Here is a 268-nt window from a genome sequence, read left to right as displayed (position 1 = left end):
AAGTCAGTTGCTCTACCAGTTGAGCTAAGTCGGCTTGCTACTTCAAAATGGTGGCTCGGGACGGAATCGAACCGCCGACACGAGGATTTTCAGTCCTCTGCTCTACCGACTGAGCTACCGAGCCTTTATGTAAAAAAATGGCGGTCCCGACCGGGGTCGAACCGGCGATCTCCTGCGTGACAGGCAGGCATGTTAACCACTACACCACGGGACCATTTGGTTGCGGGGACAGGATTTGAACCTGCGACCTTCGGGTTATGAGCCCGAC

General features: G+C 55.2%; 2 tRNA genes. Both read right to left on the bottom strand.

Annotated elements, in window-relative coordinates:
- Window positions 1-48: 48 nt before the first annotated feature.
- Window positions 49-124, bottom strand: a tRNA-Phe gene (locus JDS82_RS29200).
- A gap of 14 nt (window positions 125-138) precedes the next feature.
- Window positions 139-214, bottom strand: a tRNA-Asp gene (locus tag JDS82_RS29195).
- Window positions 215-268: the final 54 nt, after the last annotated feature.

This window comes from Bacillus cereus group sp. N14 (assembly GCF_016483555.1).
Taxonomy (GTDB): Bacteria; Bacillota; Bacilli; order Bacillales; family Bacillaceae_G; genus Bacillus_A; species Bacillus_A wiedmannii.
Note: the sequence above shows the minus strand (reverse complement) of the source record. Positions and strands in the feature narration are given on the sequence as shown.